17 protein-coding genes are annotated in these 18464 nt (G+C 65.3%); 12 read left to right on the forward strand and 5 right to left on the reverse strand.

Annotated elements, in window-relative coordinates:
• Positions 1-268 precede the first annotated feature (268 nt).
• On the reverse strand, positions 269-478 hold the full coding sequence (locus ACTRWG_RS17560; protein ID WP_027236996.1) for a DUF1127 domain-containing protein: 210 nt from the start codon (positions 476-478) through the stop codon (positions 269-271).
• 364 nt (positions 479-842) lie between these two features.
• Here ACTRWG_RS17560 and ACTRWG_RS17565 point away from each other — a divergent pair, with 364 nt between their 5' ends.
• The 9 genes from ACTRWG_RS17565 to ACTRWG_RS17605 all read left to right on the forward strand — a co-directional run bounded on the left by ACTRWG_RS17565 (position 843) and on the right by ACTRWG_RS17605 (position 10841).
• A complete protein-coding gene (locus ACTRWG_RS17565; protein ID WP_260027816.1) occupies positions 843-1907 on the forward strand; it encodes an Mrp/NBP35 family ATP-binding protein in 1065 nt (354 codons plus the stop codon).
• A gap of 841 nt (positions 1908-2748) precedes the next feature.
• Positions 2749-3252: a division/cell wall cluster transcriptional repressor MraZ gene (mraZ, locus tag ACTRWG_RS17570; protein WP_259956871.1), complete on the forward strand. Its 504-nt coding sequence runs from the start codon at positions 2749-2751 to the stop codon at positions 3250-3252.
• A 3-nt stretch (positions 3253-3255) separates the two neighbouring features.
• Complete coding sequence (rsmH, locus tag ACTRWG_RS17575) at positions 3256-4248, forward strand: 16S rRNA (cytosine(1402)-N(4))-methyltransferase RsmH (protein ID WP_462829704.1); 993 nt, start codon at positions 3256-3258, stop codon at positions 4246-4248.
• Positions 4245-4595: a cell division protein FtsL gene (ftsL, locus tag ACTRWG_RS17580; RefSeq protein WP_027237000.1), complete on the forward strand. Its 351-nt coding sequence runs from the start codon at positions 4245-4247 to the stop codon at positions 4593-4595. Before rsmH ends, ftsL begins: the two co-directional genes overlap by 4 nt.
• Complete coding sequence (locus tag ACTRWG_RS17585) at positions 4592-6376, forward strand: peptidoglycan D,D-transpeptidase FtsI family protein (protein ID WP_027237001.1); 1785 nt, start codon at positions 4592-4594, stop codon at positions 6374-6376. The genes ftsL and ACTRWG_RS17585 overlap by 4 nt, the downstream gene beginning before the upstream one ends.
• 17 nt (positions 6377-6393) lie before the next feature.
• Entirely contained in the window at positions 6394-7881 is a 1488-nt protein-coding gene (locus ACTRWG_RS17590; protein ID WP_027237002.1) for a UDP-N-acetylmuramoyl-L-alanyl-D-glutamate--2,6-diaminopimelate ligase, read from the forward strand.
• On the forward strand, positions 7878-9278 hold the full coding sequence (locus tag ACTRWG_RS17595) for a UDP-N-acetylmuramoyl-tripeptide--D-alanyl-D-alanine ligase (RefSeq protein ID WP_462829705.1): 1401 nt from the start codon (positions 7878-7880) through the stop codon (positions 9276-9278). Before ACTRWG_RS17590 ends, ACTRWG_RS17595 begins: the two co-directional genes overlap by 4 nt.
• Before the next feature lie 22 nt (positions 9279-9300).
• On the forward strand, positions 9301-10383 hold the full coding sequence (gene mraY, locus ACTRWG_RS17600; RefSeq protein WP_027237004.1) for a phospho-N-acetylmuramoyl-pentapeptide-transferase: 1083 nt from the start codon (positions 9301-9303) through the stop codon (positions 10381-10383).
• Complete coding sequence (locus ACTRWG_RS17605) at positions 10383-10841, forward strand: hypothetical protein (protein ID WP_027237005.1); 459 nt, start codon at positions 10383-10385, stop codon at positions 10839-10841. The genes mraY and ACTRWG_RS17605 overlap by 1 nt, the downstream gene beginning before the upstream one ends.
• A gap of 401 nt (positions 10842-11242) precedes the next feature.
• On the opposite strand, the gene ACTRWG_RS17610 is transcribed toward ACTRWG_RS17605, so the two are convergent.
• Positions 11243-12145 carry a glutaminase gene (locus tag ACTRWG_RS17610; protein ID WP_409359728.1) on the reverse strand — a complete coding sequence of 301 codons (903 nt, stop codon included), beginning with the start codon at positions 12143-12145 and terminating at the stop codon, positions 11243-11245.
• A gap of 154 nt (positions 12146-12299) precedes the next feature.
• Here ACTRWG_RS17610 and murD point away from each other — a divergent pair, with 154 nt between their 5' ends.
• Entirely contained in the window at positions 12300-13697 is a 1398-nt protein-coding gene (gene murD / locus ACTRWG_RS17615) for a UDP-N-acetylmuramoyl-L-alanine--D-glutamate ligase (protein WP_027237007.1), read from the forward strand.
• A 253-nt stretch (positions 13698-13950) separates the two neighbouring features.
• Here the strand turns inward: murD and ACTRWG_RS17620 are convergent, their stop codons facing one another.
• The 3 genes from ACTRWG_RS17620 to ACTRWG_RS17630 all read right to left on the reverse strand — a co-directional run bounded on the left by ACTRWG_RS17620 (position 13951) and on the right by ACTRWG_RS17630 (position 15942).
• Positions 13951-14394 (reverse strand): MarR family winged helix-turn-helix transcriptional regulator, encoded by a 444-nt coding sequence (locus ACTRWG_RS17620; RefSeq protein ID WP_027237008.1) that lies wholly within the window; start codon positions 14392-14394, stop codon positions 13951-13953.
• A 6-nt stretch (positions 14395-14400) separates the two neighbouring features.
• Positions 14401-14694, reverse strand: coding sequence for a putative quinol monooxygenase (locus tag ACTRWG_RS17625; RefSeq protein WP_027237009.1), 294 nt, complete (start codon positions 14692-14694; stop codon positions 14401-14403).
• A 66-nt stretch (positions 14695-14760) separates the two neighbouring features.
• Positions 14761-15942, reverse strand: coding sequence for a BaiN/RdsA family NAD(P)/FAD-dependent oxidoreductase (locus tag ACTRWG_RS17630; protein WP_462829706.1), 1182 nt, complete (start codon positions 15940-15942; stop codon positions 14761-14763).
• Between the two features lie 236 nt (positions 15943-16178).
• On the opposite strand from ACTRWG_RS17630, the gene ftsW reads away from it, so the two are divergent.
• Both ftsW and ACTRWG_RS17640 read left to right on the forward strand, forming a co-directional pair.
• A complete protein-coding gene (ftsW, locus tag ACTRWG_RS17635; RefSeq protein WP_027237011.1) occupies positions 16179-17345 on the forward strand; it encodes a putative lipid II flippase FtsW in 1167 nt (388 codons plus the stop codon).
• A 26-nt stretch (positions 17346-17371) separates the two neighbouring features.
• Positions 17372-18463, forward strand: coding sequence for a UDP-N-acetylglucosamine--N-acetylmuramyl-(pentapeptide) pyrophosphoryl-undecaprenol N-acetylglucosamine transferase (locus tag ACTRWG_RS17640; RefSeq protein ID WP_462829707.1), 1092 nt, complete (start codon positions 17372-17374; stop codon positions 18461-18463).
• Position 18464: the final 1 nt, after the last annotated feature.

Genomic DNA, 18464 nt, shown 5'->3' on the forward strand with positions numbered 1-18464 from the left:
CAGCCGCTTGCCTGCAGCACGCTTCCGGCATGCCGCAAGGGTGCGGGGGCTTTGATGTGATGTCCTGAAAAACAAGAAACGGCGGCGCCCAGGGAGGAGGAGGGGCACCGCCGTTCTGTCAAACACCGGGGAAAAGGGAGGAGGAGACCCCGGTGATTCAAGCCCGGCTTCAAGACCGGTATAGGGTGCGGCGGCATCAGGGAGGAGGAGGATGCCGCCGCGTAGGACAGGCTCTTCAAAGGGAGGAGGAGGAAGAGCCTGATCTCTATCAGTTGTTCTCGTAAGCGGCCTGGTAGGCGACGCGCTTGATTTCGCAGCGGCTCAGCCCCAGGTCCGCCAGCTCGCGGCCCGACAGCGCCGACAGCTCATTGACGGTCTGGCGGTACAGGCGGTAGCGGGTGAACTTCACCAGCAGCGCGTTCAGGAAGCCGGCCGGGGATGCTACGCTCACCGCGGAGATTTGATGTGCTGCAGCCATGGTCGTGTTCCTTCATCCAGCCGTTTCGTCATCTGCGTCTTGCGCCTCAGCGGCGCCGCTTGAGCCATAATTTAGGGATCTCCCCGGGAGTCGCAATCCCGTGCTTCGTCATTGCTGCTATGCAGCATCTGCATGGGTGACGTATGGGTATGTAACTGGAATATGACAATAATTTCGGCAGCGCGTTGCGCATCTGTATAATTTTGCGGCACCGCGCGGCGGTTTCTGCATGGCTTCGGGCGCCGCCTGTTGACAGGCCGCGCATCCGGTCTCCGCGGCCCATATGCGGCAATCGGGCCTGGCGGGTTTCAAGCGCTGCCGCCGCCGCATATATATGTGCCGGATAACACGCAGGAGAGCAGACATGCCGGTCACCCAGGATCAGATTCACGCAGCGCTGGAGCGGCTGGCCCTGCCGGACGGCGGCACGCTGGTGTCGCGCGACATGCTGCGGGCGCTGCGGATCGACGGCAGCAAGGTCAGCTTTGTGATCGAGGCCCCCAGCCTTGAGATCGCCAAGCTGATGGAGCCCCTGCGCAAGGCGGCCGAGGCGGCGGTGCTGTCCATCGAGGGCGTCGAAACCGTCTCCGCCGCGCTGACCGCCCACGCGCCGCAGCAGCCTGCGCCCAGCCTCAAGGTCGGCGGCCACCCGAAACCGCAGGCGGAGCCGCTGAAACCCGCAGGCGTCAAGCGCATCCTGGCGATTGCCTCCGGCAAGGGCGGGGTGGGCAAATCCACCGTATCGTCGAATCTCGCCGTGGCTCTGGCGAAACAGGGCCGCAAGGTGGGGCTGCTGGACGCCGATATCTATGGTCCCTCCCAGCCCCGCATGATGGGCGCCAAGGGCCGCCCCGCCAGCCCCGACGGCAAGACCATCGAACCGCTGCACGCCCATGGCGTCACCCTGATGTCGATCGGCTTCATGCTGGAGGAAGGCAAGGCGGTGGTCTGGCGCGGCCCGATGCTGATGGGGGCGCTGCAGCAGATGCTGGGGCAAGTGAACTGGGGCGAGCTGGACGTGCTGATCGTTGACCTGCCGCCCGGCACCGGCGACGTGCAGCTGACCCTCTGCACCAAGGCAGAGCTGTCGGGCGCCATCGTGGTATCCACCCCGCAGGACGTGGCGCTCTTGGATGCGCGCAAGGCGATGGACATGTTCAAGACGCTGAAGACCCCGGTGCTGGGGCTGATTGAGAACATGTCCTTCTTCACCTGCCCGGATTGCGGCGGCGAGCATCACATCTTCGGCCATGGCGGCGTCGCGGCCGAGGCCGAGTCTCTGGGCCTGCCGCTGCTCGGAGCATTGCCGATTGATCTGGACACCCGGCTGGCGGGCGACAGCGGCACGCCGGTGGCCGCGGGCGAGGGCGCAATGGCCCAGGCCTATGCCCGGATCGCAGAGGGGCTGATCGGCGGCGGTATGGCCTGACGCCCCGCGGGCACGCACTCTCTCTCTATAAATACGATCGGATGGCCCGCCCCCTGTGGCGGGCCTGCTGCTGTTTGCGGCCCGCACATGGGCGCTGATGGGATTGCCTGCCGGAACCGGGAGCGGATGGGACAGGCCGCACAGGGCAAAGGCCTGCAGGGCAGGCGGGAAACCATGGGACGGCTGGGAAATTACGGGATCTGCGGGAAATCATGGGCGCCATGGGAAATCATGGCCCGTTTTTCCGCCTGTTCCCTCTTGCCAGCACGAATCACCCCGTGCTGAAACGCTGATAACAGGAATTTCCGGCGCGAGGGGATGAGGTGATTTGCGAACGTTGCGCGAACATTGGCAGAATTTGCGAGTCGTCTGACGGAATCGCGGGAAACTATGGGAAAAAATTTGCAGCCGCAACTCCCCTCTATATGTAGTGTTTGCGTTGCATTAACTCACAACAAGTTCCGGAATTGGTCCTGAGTTGGCCACGAATCTGGGGCGAATCTGCTGATGCACTGTCAAGGCCTCGGCAGGTTCCCGCAAAAAACAGTTGCAGGGCCATCAATTCCCATAGTATCCCTTGTTCATCGGATGAGACGAGGGACGGGGCGCCAAACGACCCCAAGCCAAAAACAAAACAAGCAGGTTTCATACAGGCCTTCGCTTTCATCGAACCAAGAGATCCGGCGCGCGAGCGAGCAGACATCCCCCCAGGTGGCGCGCGCAGTCGGACATCCCGCAAAGCGGGCCAAGGCGGCGGGTTGATCAGTGGCAGCAGATCAACCCGCCCCTTTTCATTCTGGGGGACGGGTTAACGCGAGGGACGCGCGAAAAGGACGGGAAATTGGGCCGCAGGTTCAGAGGCGAAAGCCACCACAAGGTGGACAGCAAGGGGCGGGTGTCAATCCCCGCCTCCTTTCGCCGTGTGCTGGAGGCCGCCGATCCGAACTGGCAGCCCGGCCAGAACCCCGAACTGGTGATTGTCTACGGCGACCATCGCCGCAATTTCCTGGAATGCTATACTATAGAGGCAATCGAAGAGGTCGACGCCAAGATCGACCAGCTGCCGCGCGGCTCGATGCAGCGCAAGATGCTGCAGCGGATGTTCCACGGCCAGTCCTTCCCGACCAATGTGGATGAGACCGGCCGCCTGGTGCTGCCCGCCAAGCTGCGCCAGAAGATTGATCTGGAGGCCGAGGCCTTTTTCATCGCCGCGGGCGACACCTTCCAGATCTGGAAGCCGGAAACCTACGAGGCTGAGGAACTGGCTCAGGCCGAGAAATGGATGGAAGAGCTGCCCGACGACTTCGATCCGATGGAATTCCTAGATGGCGCCGGGAGCGCTTAAGACATGACCCAGGACCAGAAAGCTGCCAATGGTCCCCACATCCCCGTTCTTCTGCGCCCGCTGTTGCAGGCGGTGGCGCCTGTCACCGGCCGCTGGCTGGACGGAACCTTCGGCGCCGGCGGCTATACCCGTGGCCTGCTGGAGGCCGGGGCAGAGCAGGTGATCGGGGTTGATCGCGACCCGCTGGCTTTTGAACTCGCCAAGCCCTGGGCGGGGCAGTACGGCGGCCGCCTGATCCTGCAGCAGGGCGTTTTCTCCCGCATGGATGAATATGCCCAGGACCTGGATGGCGTTGTTCTGGACCTTGGCGTCTCTTCCATGCAGTTGGACCTGGCCGAACGCGGCTTCTCCTTCATGAAGGACGGCCCGCTGGACATGCGGATGTCGCAGTCCGGCCCCTCCGCCGCCGACCTGATCGCAGAGCTGACCGAGGCGCAGATCGCCGATATCCTGTTCCACTACGGCGAGGAACGCGCCAGCCGCCGCATCGCCAAGGCCATCGTCCGCGAGCGCGAGATCGAACCGATCACCACCACCCTGCGCCTTGCCGGTATCATTGAAAGCTGCCTGCCGCGCCCCAAGCCCGGCCAGTCGCACCCCGCGACCCGCAGCTTCCAGGGCCTGCGCATCGCGGTGAACGCCGAATATGACGAACTGTTCGAGGGCCTCCTGGCCGCCGAGCGCGCGCTGAAGCCCGGCGGGCTTCTGGCCGTCGTCACCTTCCACTCGGTCGAGGACCGGATGGTCAAACGTTTCTTCCAGCACCGCGCAGGCAAGACCGGCCGCGCCAACCGCTATGCGCCGGAGCAGGAGGAAACCCCGCCCCAGTTCGAACTGGTCACCCGCAAAGCGGTTGGCCCGGACGAGCAGGAGCTGGCCGAAAACCCCCGTGCCCGTTCCGCCCGCCTGCGGGTCGGGCGCCGCACCGATGCCGCGCCGGGGCCGATCTCGGCCAAGGACCTTGGAATGCCGCAGCTGAAAGAGACGCGTAAATGAAGACCCTGCTGTATGCCGCAACTTGTCTGGCTGTGTTCGGCCTTGCCTTTTGGGCCTACCGCGAAAACTACGCCACCCAGCAGGTGCTGAAGGAAACCCGCGCCCTGCAGCAGCAGATCGGCGCGGCGCAGGTGCGCCTCAGCGTGCTGCGCGCCGAGTGGGCCTATCTCAACCGCCCGCAGCGGCTGCGCGATCTGGCCGACATCAATTTCGACCGCCTCGGCCTGCTGCCGCTGCGCCCCGACCAGTTCGGGCGGGTGGATGAGGTCTCCTACCCGGTGCTGCCGGACCTGGAGATCACCAACGAGGTCGAGGTTTCGGGCCTGAATGCGGGGACACGGCCATGATCCGCACACCGCTCCGCCCGCTGGCCCGTGTCCTTCATGCCCGCGCAACCGGCGCGAACCCGGACGCGATCGAACGCGAAAACCTCAGCCTGCGCCATCAGGAAATGCAGGTGCAGGCCCGCCAGCGCGCCGAGGGGCGGCTTTTGGTGCTGGGGCTGTTCTTTGTTTGCGCCTTCGGGGCGATCATTGCCCGCATGGCGATGACCGCGGTGTCAGAACCGGCAGAACCCGTGGCCAGCGTGCCGGGCAGCGCCATCGCCATGCAGCGCGCCGATATCGTCGACCGCGACGGGCGCCTGCTGGCCACCAATTTCGAAACCCATTCCCTTTATGCTCAGCCGCCGCAGATGATCGACCCTGTTGGTGCTGCGGAAAAGCTGGTGGAAATTTTCCCCGACCTGGACCGCGAACGGCTGATCAAGGACTTCACCGGCAAGCGCAAGTTCCTGTGGGTAAAGAAGAAAATCAGCCCCGAGCAGCTCCAGGCGGTGCATGATATCGGCGATCCGGGCCTGATGTTCGGGCCGCGCGAAATGCGCCTCTATCCGAACGGCAGCCTGGCCGCGCATGTGCTGGGCGGTGCCGGTTTCGGCAAGGAAGGCGTGAACGCCGCCGAGGTGATCGGCGTCGCCGGTGTCGAGCGCCAGTTCGACGATTACCTGCGCGACCCGGCCAATGCGGGCAAGCCGCTGCAGCTGTCCCTCGACCTGACCGTGCAGGCGGCCGCAGAGCAGGTTCTGCATGGCGGCATGAAGCTGATGAACGCCAAGGGCGCCACCTCAATCCTGATGGATGCGCATACGGGCGAGGTGATCTCGGTCGTCTCTTTCCCGGACTTCGACCCCAACGACCGTCCGCGCCCGCCGGCCTCCGGCTTTGACCCCTCCGTCAGCCCGCTGTTCAACCGCGCGGTGCAGGGGGTGTATGAGCTTGGCTCCACCTTCAAGATCTTCACCGCCGCGCAGGCGATGGATCTGGGGCTGGTCGGCGCCGACACCGTGATCGACACCCGCGGACCGCTGCGCTGGGGCCGCTTTGCGATCCGCGATTTCCGCAACTACGGCAACGAGATGTCGGTGACCAAGATCATCGTCAAATCCTCCAACATCGGCACTGCGCGGCTGGCGCAGCAGATCGGGGTGGAGCGGCAGAAAAGCTTCCTCGACACGCTGGGCATGCTGGAGCCGACGCCGTTTGAAATCTCCGAAGCGAAGGGCGGCAAGCCGCTGCTGCCCGGCAACTGGTCGGAACTGTCGGCGATGACAATCTCTTACGGTCACGGCATTTCCACCACGCCGATGCATCTGGCGGCGGGCTATGCCGCGGTGGCCAACGGCGGCCGCTACGTGGCGCCGACGATTCTGAAACGGAACGGCCCGCAGCTGGGCGAACGGGTGATGAGCGAGGCCTCAGCCGCCGCCGCGCGCAAAATGCTGCGCAAGGTGGTGAGCGAAGGCACCGCCTCCTTTGCCGAGGTCGACGGCTATCAGGTCGGCGGCAAGACCGGCACCGCCGACAAGCCCAAGCCGCAGGGCGGCTATTACGAGGACAAGGTGATTGCCACTTTTGCCTCTATTTTCCCGGCACATGACCCGAAATACGTGCTGATCGTGACGCTTGACGAACCCTCCATCATCGCTCACGGCGAGGAACGCCGCACCGCAGGCTGGACCGCCACCCCGGTGGCGGCTGAGATGATCGGCCGGGTCGCGCCGCTGTTGGGGCTGCGTCCGCAAGTTGAACCCGCAGAGGTGACTGGTATAACCCTCACCTCGAACTAATCCAGGTGAGGGCCGCCATGAGCAGCAGCAGACCAGACCAGCCCCTGAGCCAATTGGGGCTCACTGCCCGCGGCGGCGCCGACCCGCAGATCCGCGGCCTGGCGGTGGACAGCCGCGACGTGCGCGAGGGGTTCCTGTTCGCGGCCCTTCCCGGGAGCCAGGTGCACGGGGCCAAGTTCATCCCCGCCGCGCTGGAGCAGGGCGCCTCCGCCATTCTGACCGATGCCGCAGGGGCCGGCATCGCCGCCAAGGTGCTGGACGAAAGCCACGCCGCGCTGGTGGTGGTTGAGGACCCGCGCCAGACGCTGGCCTATGCCGCCGCCCTGTGGTTCGGCGGCCAGCCGCAGACCGTGGTGGCGGTGACCGGCACCAACGGCAAGACGTCCGTGGCGACCTTCGTGCGCCAGATCTGGATGGAGCTGGGCCATCAGGCCGTCAACATGGGCACCACCGGCATCGAAGGCGCCTGGAGCTATCCGCTGGCCCATACCACGCCGGAACCCATCACCCTGCACCGTGCCCTGGCAGAGGCCGCGGCGGCGGGTGTCACCCATGCGGCGATGGAGGCGTCCTCCCACGGGCTTGACCAGCGCCGTCTGGACGGGGTGCAGCTGGCCGCGGCAGGCTTCACCAATTTCACCCAGGACCATCTGGATTATCACGAGACGTTTGAGGCTTATTTCGCCGCCAAGGCGGGCCTGTTCCGCCGGGTGCTGCCGGAGGAGGGCGTCGCCGTCATCAACATGAACGATCCCCGCGGTGCCGAGATGCGCGCCGTCGCCGCCGCCCGCGGGCAGGAGGTGATCAGCGTGGGCCGGGGGCTGGGCGACCTCAGCCTCTTGGGCTTGCGCTATGACGGCACCGGCCAGGACATGCGCTTTGCCTGGCATGACCGGCCGTACCAGGTGCGGCTGAATCTGATTGGCGGCTTCCAGGCGGAAAACGTGCTCTTGGCCTGCGGGCTGGTGATTGCCGGCGGCGAAGACCCGGAGCGGGTGTTTGAGACCCTGCCGCATCTGACCACCGTGCGCGGCCGGATGCAGCTGGCGGCGGAGCGGGACAATGGCTCAGCCGTGTTTGTCGACTACGCCCATACCCCGGATGCTGTCGGCAGCGCCATCAAGGCGCTGCGCCCGCATGTGCTGGGACGGCTGATTGCCATCGTCGGCGCGGGCGGCGACCGCGACACCACCAAGCGGCCCCTGATGGGGCAGGCAGCGCACCAGAACGCCGATGTGGTGATCGTGACCGACGACAACCCCCGCAGCGAGGACCCGGCCATCATCCGCGCCGCCGTGAAGGGCGGCGCGCCGGACTGTATCGAGATCGGCGACCGCGCCGAGGCGATCCTGCGCGGCGCCGACATGCTGGGGCCGGGCGATGCGCTGATCATCTGCGGCAAGGGGCATGAGACCGGCCAGACCGTGGGCGACACCGTGCTGCCGTTTGACGATGTGGAACAGGCCAGTATTGCCGTGTCCGCGCTTGACGGGAGGATCGCATGACGCTTTGGACCGCAGAAGAGGCCGCCGCCGCCACTGGCGGGCAGGCGCAGGGCGATTGGGCTGTCTCCGGCCTGTCGATCGACACCCGCACCATTGAGGCAGGCGACATGTTCGTGGCCCTGAAGGCCGCCCGCGACGGCCATGACTTCGTGGCGCAGGCGCTGGAAAAGGGCGCGGCTGCGGCGCTGGTGTCCCGCATTCCCGACGGGCTGCCGGAAGACGCGCCGCTGCTGATCGTGGACGACGTGCAGGCCGGGCTGGAGGCCTTGGGCAAGGCGTCGCGCGCGCGGACGCAGGCCAAGGTCGTCGCCGTCACCGGCTCGGTCGGCAAGACCTCGACCAAGGAAATGCTGGCGCGGATGCTGTCGGATCAGGGCCGCACCCATGCGGCTGTCGCCAGCTATAACAACCATTGGGGCGTGCCGCTGACGCTGGCGCGGATGCCGCGCGATACCGAGTTTGCGGTGATCGAGATCGGCATGAACCACCCCGGCGAGATCGCGCCATTGGCAAAACAGGCCCGCCCGCATGTGGCAATGGTGACCACCGTGGCTGCGGTGCATCTGGAAGCCTTTGAAAACGTCGAAGGCATCGCCCGCGAGAAGGCCGCGATCATTGAGGGGCTGGAGCCCGGCGGCGTTGCGGTGCTGAACGCTGATATCGCTGAAGCGCATGTGCTGCGGGATGTGGCCACGGAGCTGGGCGTCTCTGCCTGCTGGTTCGGCGAGAGTGCGGAGGACTGCACCCTGCACTCTGCCGGGATCGACGGCGAGGAGACCGTCGCCCGCGCCACCGCCAATGGCCGTGAGGTTGAGCTGCACATTCAATCGCTTGGCGCGCATTTCGCAATGAACGCGCTTGGCGCGCTGGCCTGTGCCGAGGCGCTGGGTGCCGACCCGGTGAAAGCCGTGGAAAGCCTTGCCCTGTGGTCGCCGGTCAAGGGCCGCGGCGTGCGGGAGGCAATCCGGCTGGACAGCGGCGCCGTCACCCTGCTGGACGACAGCTACAACGCCAACCCGACCTCGATGGCGGCGGCGCTGGCGGTGCTGGCAGCCACTCCGGGCGAGGGCCGCAGGATCGCCTATGTGGGCGACATGAAGGAACTGGGCCCGCAGGAGATGGACCTGCACGCCGGGCTGGCGGAGCTGGAGGCGGTGCAGGGCATCGACCGGATCCATTGCATCGGCCCGTTGATGCAGGCGCTGCACAAAGCGCTGCCAGAGGGCAAGCGCGGCGGCTGGTACCCAACCAGCGCGGAAGCGCTGCCCGGTCTGGCAAGCGAAATCCAAGGCGGCGATATCGTGCTGGCAAAGGGTTCTTTGAGCATGGCGCTGGCCAAGATCGTTGACGGCATCCGCGAAATGGGTCAATCCGGCCCCAACTCAGAAAACGCGTAAGAAGAACGAGGGAAGGGCCAGGATGCTCTATTGGCTGACCGCTTTGTCGGACGGGGGGGATTTCTACAACCTGTTCCGCTATATCACATTCCGCGCAGGCGGCGCCTTTTTGACCGCGCTGGTCTTTGGCTTCCTGTTCGGCAAGCCGCTGATCAACGTGCTGCGCAAGCGGCAGGGCAAGGGCCAGCCGATCCGCGACGACGGGCCGGAGGGGCATTTCACCAAAGCGGGCACCCCGACCATGGGGGGCTTGCTGATCGTCGGTGCGCTGCTGACCGCGACGCTGATGTGGGCGCGCTGGGACAACCCCTTTGTCTGGCTGGTTCTGTTTGTGACCATGGCCTACGGCCTCATCGGCTTTGCCGACGATTACGCCAAGGTCTCAAAGCAAAACACCAAGGGCGTGCCGGGCAAGGTGCGGCTGCTCTTGGGGGTGCTGATCGCGGTGACCGCGTCGCTGTGGGCTGCGGCCTATCACCCGGAGCCGCTGCAGCACCAGCTGGCGCTGCCGGTGTTCAAGGACACGCTGATCAATCTCGGGATCTTCTATGTGCCGTTTTCGATTTGCGTCATCGTCGGCGCGGCCAATGCGGTGAACCTGACCGATGGCCTTGACGGGCTGGCGATCATGCCGTCGATGATTGCGGCCGGAACGCTGGGCGTGATTGCCTATGCGGTGGGGCGGGTCGATTTCACCGAATACCTGGACGTGCATTACGTGCCCGGCACCGGCGAGATCCTGATCTTTACCGCGGCGCTGTTTGGCGCGGGCCTCGGCTTCCTGTGGTACAACGCGCCGCCTGCGGCGGTGTTCATGGGCGACACCGGATCGCTGGCCCTGGGCGGTGCCCTGGGCGCGATTGCGGTGGCCACCAAGCACGAGCTGGTGCTGGCCATTGTCGGCGGACTGTTCGTGGTCGAGGCGCTGTCGGTGATCATTCAGGTCCTCTACTTCAAGCGCACCGGACGGCGGGTGTTCCTGATGGCGCCGATCCATCACCACTACGAAAAGAAGGGCTGGGCGGAGCCGACCATCGTGATCCGTTTCTGGATCATCTCGCTGATCCTGGCGATGATCGGGCTGGCAACGCTGAAGGTGCGGTAATGTTCCACTTTATGCGCAAGAACAGTGAATGGATCGCCAATTGCTTCCAATCTGCGGGTGCTGCGATCATTTTGTTTCATGTTTTGTTGAAATTGTCACATGCCCTTGGAAGTGCAAACGCCTCGCTGCCGCTTATTCTAATTAGTTATCTCGCTTTAGCGATCTGCTTCAGTGTCCCAGCTTATGCGTTGCTGGCAAATGCAGCAATTGTGATGTTTCGAGGCTTAGGCGTGCTGAGACCGGATCAGGGGTTCGAAGAAATCGCGAGGTGGGGCAAGAGTAAGCAGGCCTTCCATTGTATGGTGTTTTTTGGAGCGTTATTGGTTTTTGTCCCACTGATCTTGCCAGATGCACTTGACGGAAGGGGAGTTGTTTTCTGGACCCTCACAGGTCTTTCTTTGGTGTTGCCTTTTATCTACTGTGTTTTTCTCTGGTATTGCTGGAGAGCAAGGCAATAGGTTCAGTAAATGCTCTGGAGGGCGCCGCGGTCGCGATGAAGGGCCTGGCGACGCTGAAGGCGCCTTGAGCCACACCGGTTTTGTCCGCCGCGCCGGACGTTCCGGCGGGGCGGTTTGAACACTCTGATCTGTGGAACCGCTCGGGGCTGCCGCTTCGGGCGGTTTGTCTTTTTAGAAGAAGGCGGCGCCGCCAAAGGGGCGGAGCATCGGATGGCCCTTGCCACGGGGCCATGTCCGTCTATCGGCCTGTGCGGACCCGCCCTGCACCCAATGAGGAGGTGGTCTGAGGGGGCCGGTCTCCTGGTCTTCTCGTTGCAACGCATTGAAACTAGCGCGGGCGGGTGAAGATCGCGTGAGGGCAGCGTGCGGCGGTTGCGCAACACGCGGGCGGCGCGCGGATGTCAGAACACCGACCAATCCATTTCGCGGGCCAGCCGCTCCATCGCTTCGGTGCCCAGCTTGGAATTGCCGTTATGGTCCAGCCCGGGCGACCATACCGCAACGCTGGCCTTGCCCGGCACGATCGCCAGAATACCGCCGCCGACACCGCTTTTGGCGGGCAGGCCGACGCGGTAGGCAAACTCGCCCGATCCGTCGTAATGGCCGCAGGTCAGCATCAGGGCGTTCAGCCGCCGGACCCGGCCCTGCGACACCATGCTGGGGCCCTTGTCGGCACCGATCAGGAACCGTCCGGCCTTGGCCAGCTGCACCGTCGTCATTTCGGTGGCGCATTGGTGGAAATAGGTGCCCAGCGTTTTCTCCGGCGTGTTCTTGAGGTTGCCGAAGGCCGCCAGGAAGTTGGCATGGGCAAAGTTGCGGTGGCCGTGGCGGGTCTCCGAGCTGGCCACGTTCTTGTTGATATGGATGTCCTCGTCGCCGGCGGCGGCGCGGATGAAGCCGAGGATTTCCGCCAGCGCTTCCCGGGGCTCGCGGCCCGCCAGCAGCTCATCCGTGGTGACGATAGCGCCTGCGTTGACGAAGGGGTTGCGGGGGCGGCCGCGCTCATGCTCCAGCTGGACGATGGAATTGAAGGCGGTGCCCGAAGGCTCGCGCCCGACCCGGCTCCAGAGCTGGTCGCCTGCGCGGCCGAGTGCAATGGCGAGGGTGAACACCTTGGTGATGCTTTGCGCCGAAAACCGGGTCTGCGCATCGCCCGCGTGAAACAGCCTGCCATCGGCGGTGGCGACCGCGATGGCGAACTGGTCCGGGTCGACCTGCCCGAGTTCGGGAATATAGCTGGCGACCACGCCGCGGTCGGTGCGGCTGCGCATCTCTGCGCTGATCCGGTCGAGCAGGCTTTGCATATCCGGTGCCACGCGCCGCGTCCTCCTGTTGCCTCGCGGCGAACTTCGGGCATGGGCCGGGGCTTGTCAATCTGACGGCGCTGGCTGAGGGCACTGGCAAAGCCTGAAGGGATCGGGTAGCGGTTTCGGCACAGATTTCGAGGGAGTACAGGCGATGATCCCGGTCAAAGGATATGAGGGCGCGAAACTGGCGGTTCTGGGGCTGGGGCGGTCCGGCCTGGCCACCGCCCGCGCGGTGCGGGCAGGCGGCGCGGAGGCGCTGTGCTGGGATGACAACCCGGCAGCGCGGGAGTCGGCTGAGGCCGAAGGGTTCACCTGCCGCGACCTGCACAAGGGCGGCGCCTTTGACGATGTGGTGGCGCTGATCACCTCGCCCGGCATTCCGCATCTGTATCCGAAACCCAATCCGGTGATCCGCGCCGCGATGGAGGCCGGGGTGCCGGTGGACAATGATATCGGCTTGTTCTTCCGTTCCTTTGCCGACGCTGAGTGGCAGATGCACGACCAGCCGCCCCGGGTGGTTGCGGTCACGGGATCGAACGGCAAATCGACCACGGTGGCGCTCTTGCATCACATCCTGCAGGAGGCGGGCCGCGAGAGCCAGCTGGCGGGCAACATCGGCCGCGGTGTGCTGGACATCGACCCGCCGGGCGAGGGCGGCGTGGTGGTCTTGGAGCTGTCGAGCTATCAGACGGAGCTTGCCCGCGCGCTGACCCCGGATGTGGCGGTGTTCACCAACCTGTCGCCCGACCATCTGGACCGGCACGGCGGCATGGGCGGCTATTTCGCCGCCAAGCGCCGCCTGTTCGCCGAGGGCGGCCCGGACCGTGCAGTCATCGGCATCGACGAGGACGAGGGGCTGTTCCTGGCGGGCCAGCTGTCCGAGGGCGCCAGCGACGACCGTGTGATCCGCATTTCCGCGACGCATAAGCTGACCGGGCCGGGCTGGCAGGTCTTTGCAAAGAAGGGCTTCTTGAGCGAGTACCGCAAGGGGCGGCAGGCGGCCTCCATCGACCTGCGCGGGATGATGGGGCTGCCGGGGGCGCACAACCACCAGAACGCCTGCGCAGCCTATGCGGCGGCGCGCACCCTGGGGCTGGCGCCGCGGCTGATCGGCGATGCGATGGCCACCTTCCCCGGCCTGCCGCACCGCAGCCAGACCATCGCTGAGGCAGGCGGCGTGCGCTATGTGAATGACAGCAAGGCGACCAATGTGGACAGTGCGGTCAAAGCCTTGAGTGCCTTCAAGAACATCCGCTGGATCTGCGGCGGGCTGGAAAAGGACGGCGGTCTGGACGCCTTGAAAGGGCGGACTGGCAACGTGGTGAAGGCCTATGTGATCGGCCGCGAGGCGGCGGGTTTTGCCCTGCAGCTGGATGTGGAAGCAGACGTCTGCACCACCATGGCGGCAGCGGTGGAACGGGCGATGGCGGACGCGCAAGACGGCGACACCGTGCTGCTGGCGCCTGCCGCGGCGAGCTTTGACCAGTACGATAACTTCGAGCAGCGCGGCGAGGATTTTACCGCGGAAGTGAAGACGCGGCTGGGGTGAGGAGAGCGGGGAAAGGGGCTTCAGGCTCACCTAAGCGGAAAATCCGCGTCGCACCCGCCTTCACGTGTCCTGTGCCTGTCAAAGCTGCCGCGCGCGGCCAAGGGAAATAGCGGTATCCGCCTGCGGCGGAGCCTCCGCGATTTCCCTTGACCCCGCCCGTCATCCCTGGCCGCCTTTGCCCAAGCGAAGGCGGCTCCGAAGCGGAAAGCTCCGGAAGGTGCGGTGCCTGGCTGTCCGCGGCAGTGGCTGAGCGTCAGTCAGCGGCGGGTATTGCTGTCTCCGCTGACAGGATGCTGAAATAGCCGGGGAGGAGGTCATGCAGCCGCTGGCGGCCTTCTGCGGTGAGAAAGACCTCCTTGGAGCGCCCGTCTGTCCGGCTTGCGGCGAGCTGTATCAGGCTGTCCTGCTCCAGTGCGTGCAATGTCCTGCTGAGCACCGGCTTGGAGATATCTATCCGCTGCGCGATTTCATTCGGCGTCAGCGACTGGCGCTCCGGTTCCCGGTCGATCACGATCAGCACCAGGAACCGCAGCTGCGACAGCCCATGAGCGGCGAAATAGCCGTCGAGCCTGCGGATGAGGAGACTGGCGCGCCGCATCATCACAAGGGCGCCGGTTATCTGCGCAGGGTCCGCGCCGCAGGGAGCGGCGAAGGCTTCGACCATCTGCTGCGACGGGAGCTCCTTGAGGAAGAACACTGGCGGTCAGGCCAGCGGCGTCATTTTGTGGATTTCAACCGGTGCCGCCAGCCAGTCCTCGTATTTGGCGAAGATCGGGGTGATGTAGGGGGCGGCGTAGTGTTCTGCCAGGGCGTCGTCGCTGGCCCATTCCTCGTCCAGGTAGAAACAGCCGCCATCGCGTCCCTCGAGCAGATTGAACTTCAGGCAGCCCGGCTCGGCGCGTGTCTTGGCGAGAATGCTGAGCAGGCTGTCCCGGACCGCGTCCGCATGGTCCGGCTTTGGCGTGATTTTGGCGATCAGCTGAAAGGGGGCGGTCATGGGAAACTCCTTTTAAGTTATCACGGTAACTAAATAGCAGGCAGGCGCCTTGGTGTAAAGCCGCGCTCAGCCCTTGGCGGCGATGGCGGTGCCTGCGGCAAAGCCTGATGACCAGGCCCATTGGAAGTTGTAGCCGCCAAGCCAGCCAGTCACGTCCACGGCTTCGCCGATGGCATAGAGGCCGGGGGCGGTTTTGGCTTCCATGGTTTTGGAGGAAAGGCCGTCCGTGCAGATGCCGCCCAGGGTGACTTCGGCCGTGCGGTAGCCTTCGGTGCCGGCGGGCAGCAGGCGCCAGTTTTGCAGTGCTTCGCACAGCGCGGTGAGTGCGGCGTCGGACTGGTCGGCGAGGCGGCCTTTCAGATCGAGTTCCGGTTTCAGGAAATCGACCAGCTTGCCGGGCAGGTGGCGGGAGAGTTCGGTGGTCAGGTCGCGGCGGCCCTCGGCCTGGCGCTGCTCGCGCAGGAGATCGAAAAGCGGCGTTTCCGGGATCAGGTTCACCGTGATCTCCTCGCCCTCGCGCCAGTAGGAGGAGAGCTGCAGCACCGAGGGCCCCGAGAGGCCGCGGTGGGTGAACAGCAGGGCCTCGTCAAAGGCGGTGCGGTGGTTGCTGAGGCGCGCAGGCAGGGCGGTGCCGGCCAGCGGCTGGAAGCGCCCGTCGGGGAAGGTGAAGGGCACCAGCGCCGGGCGCGTATCCGTCACCTCCAGCCCGAACTGGCGGGCGAGGTCGTAGGCAAGCCCGGTGGCACCCATCTTGGGGATCGACTTGCCGCCGGTGGCCAGCACCAGGTTGCGGCAGGTGACGGTCTGCGGCTGGCCCTCCCGCAGCAGCTGGACGCGGAAGCCTTCTGCAGCTTGTTCGGCAGATTCCACCGAGGTCTGCAGCCACAGGTCCGCGCCCGCCTGCGCCATCTCCTGCGTCAGCATGGCGATGATCTGCTTGGCGGAGCCGTCGCAGAACAGCTGGCCCAGGGTTTTCTCGTGCCAGGCGATGCCGTGGCGGCTGACCAGATCGATAAAGTCCCACTGGGTGTAGCGGGCCAGCGCCGACTTGCAGAAATGCGGATTGGCGGAAAGGTAGTTCTTCGCCTCTGCATACATGTTGGTGAAATTGCAGCGGCCGCCGCCGGAAATGCGGATCTTTTCGCCCGGCGCCTTGGCGTGGTCGATCACCAGGGTGCTGCCGCCCGCGTAGCGCGCGCACATCATGCCAGCTGCGCCGGCGCCGAGAATCAGGGTGTTTATCTGCATGGCGGGCATCGACCACGGAACCGGCGCCGGCGCAAGGGGGAGGGCCGGGCGGCGGGCATTTGCGGATTGCCGCCGGCGTGCGGGCAGCTTCTTGCCTGTCAAGACGGGGGTGCGGCGCGGCGGTGGGATTCCGCCGAAGGGCGTTCTTTTTCTGGCGCCATCGCTCACGAATCGTTACAGTTTAGGTGAGACCCCGAAAAATGGGGCGGAGCGAGGCAATTAGTGGCGGTATTCCCATGACTGAGATGGTCTATGGCGCGGTTCCTGTGCGGGCAGGCGAGCCGATCCTTCCGAAATGGTGGCGGACGCTGGATAAATGGACGATGTCCTGCATCCTGATGCTGTTCGTGATCGGCCTGCTCCTGGGGCTTGCCGCCTCAGTGCCGCTGGCGGAGCGGAACGGGTTCGGCAATTTCCACTATGTGCAGCGGCAGGCGGTGTTCGGGCTGACGGCGCTGGCCGCGATGCTGATCACCTCGGTGATGTCGCCGACGCTGGTGCGGCGGCTGGCGGTGGTCGGCTTTGCCGTGGCCTTTGTGGCGCTGGCATTTCTGCCCATTTTCGGCACCGATTTCGGCAAGGGTGCGGTGCGCTGGTACAGCTTGGGCTTTGCCTCGCTGCAGCCGTCGGAGTTCCTGAAGCCGGGTTTCATCGTCGTTGCGGCCTGGATGATTGCCGCCAGCCAGCAGATCAACGGCCCGCCGGGCACGCTGATGTCCTTTGCGCTGTGCATGATGGTGGTGATGATGCTGGTCCTGCAGCCTGATTTCGGCCAGGCGAGCCTGATCCTGTTCGGCTGGGGGGTGATGTATTTCGTGGCAGGCGCGCCGATGCTGCTGCTTGTTTGTATGGCCGCGGTGGTCGTGCTGGGCGGTATCTTTGCCTATAACAGCTCGGAACACTTTGCCCGCCGCATCGACGGCTTTCTGAACCCCGATGTCGATCCCACAACCCAGCTGGGCTATGCCACCAATGCGATCCGCGAGGGCGGACTGTTCGGCGTCGGCGTTGGCGAGGGGCAGGTGAAATGGTCGCTGCCGGATGCCCATACCGATTTCATCGTCGCCGTCGCGGCGGAGGAATACGGGCTGGTTCTGGTGGCGGTGCTGATCGTGCTTTACGCCTCCATCGTGGTGCGCTCACTGTTCCGGCTGATGCGCGAGCGCGATACCTTCATCCGTCTGGCGGGCACGGGCCTCGTGTGCATGTTCGGCGTTCAGGCAATGATCAACATGGGTGTTGCGGTGCGGCTGCTGCCTGCAAAAGGCATGACTTTGCCGTTTGTCAGCTACGGCGGATCCTCGCTGATTGCCACCGGGATCGCAGTGGGTATGCTCCTGGCCTTTACCCGGACGCGCCCGCAGGGCGGGATTGCCGATTACCTGAATGGCCGCGGCCGCTGACGAGATTTGGAAAGAGACCACCTGGGATGGCACATAAGCTGCTTTTGATGGCTGCCGGCGGAACCGGCGGCCATATGTTTCCTGCACAGGCGCTGGCCGAGGCGATGCTGGCGCGCGGCTGGCGGGTGAAGCTGTCAACCGATGCGCGCGGGGCGCGTTACACCGCGGCGTTTCCAAGCGCGGTGGAGATTTCCGAGGTCTCCTCGGCCACCTTCGCCCGCGGCGGGCTGCTGGCCAAGGCGCTGGCGGGGCCGAAGATCGCGGCTGGCGTTCTGTCGATGGCAGCGCAGATGCGGCGCGAGCGCCCGGACGCTGTGATTGGTTTTGGCGGCTACCCGTCGATACCGGCGCTGGGGGCGGCGACGCTGCTGAAACTGCCGCGGATGATCCATGAGCAGAACGGCGTGCTGGGCCGCGTCAACCAGATCTTTGCCACCCGCGTCGCGGGCGTGGCCTGCGGCACCTGGCCAACTGCGCTGCCCGAGGGCGTGCCGCATGAACACGTGGGCAACCCGGTGCGCAGCGCGGTGATGGAGCGGGCGGGCGCGGGTTATATCCCGCCGGGGGATTATCCGATGTCGCTGCTAATCATGGGCGGCAGCCAGGGCGCGCGGATCCTGTCCGATGTGGTGCCCGCCGCGGTGGCCGCGCTGCCGGACAACATCCGCCAGCACCTGCGCGTCTCGCATCAGGCGCGGGAAGAAGACCTGGAACGGGTCAGCGCGTTTTATGCCAGCAATGGTATTAACGCCGACGTGCAGACGTTTTTCACCGATGTGCCCGCCCGCATGTCGGAGGCGCAGCTGGTGATCTCGCGCTCGGGCGCCTCCTCGGTCGCGGATATCTCGATCATCGGGCGGCCGTCGATCCTGGTCCCCTTTGCCGCCGCTGCAGGCGACCACCAGAGCGCCAATGCCCGCGGTCTGGTTGATGCCAATGCTGCCGTGATGATTCCCGAAAGCGCCCTTGATATCCCGGTGCTGGCAGAGCATATGGGCGCGATTCTGAGTAACCCGCAGGCTGCCGCGCAAATGGCGTCTGCTGCACTAAGCGCCGGAGTTCCCGATGCCACCGAACGCCTGGCGGCATTGGTGGAGCAACTGGCCGAGGAAGGATAAA

Source organism: Leisingera sp. G5_S3_59_S7 (assembly GCF_054968485.1).